The 358-nt window shown below is 48.9% G+C and carries 1 protein-coding gene; it reads left to right on the top strand.

Features of this window, described 5'->3' with window-relative positions:
* Positions 1 to 111: 111 nt before the first annotated feature.
* Positions 112 to 358: hypothetical protein (locus tag FS628_RS30205; protein ID WP_145326654.1), on the top strand; the 247-nt coding region annotated here is incomplete at its 3' end.

The following is a 358-nucleotide window of genomic DNA, read 5'->3' as shown; positions in this document are numbered from 1 at the left end:
TGGGGTGTATGTAATGTGTGAGCGATCAATGTGTGGAAATTTTAGGATGAAAGGAATCATGATGTGGGATGGGATGAAGTGGGGGAAAGGAGTGGGATGTGGGGGAGGTTGTTGGAGAATGTGATGGATGGAAGAGGTTATGATTTTGAGGAAAAGAGAGTGAATGAGGAAGGTGAAGGGGGAGTTGGGGTTGGGAGGATGGGAGTGGGAGAGGTGATGATTAAGGTGGGTATTGGATACGGGAGTGGGGAATGGGTTGAATTTGTGGATAAAGTGTATGGATTGATGGGAAAAGAGGGGTATGTGGGATGGGGTGAGATTGGAGGAGAGAAGGGGGGTTTGGGGGGTTTTGAAGGGG

Origin of the sequence: Paenibacillus xylanexedens, assembly GCF_007676705.1 — a bacterium.
Classification (GTDB): domain Bacteria; phylum Bacillota; class Bacilli; order Paenibacillales; family Paenibacillaceae; genus Paenibacillus; species Paenibacillus xylanexedens_C.
Note: the sequence above shows the minus strand (reverse complement) of the source record. Positions and strands in the feature narration are given on the sequence as shown.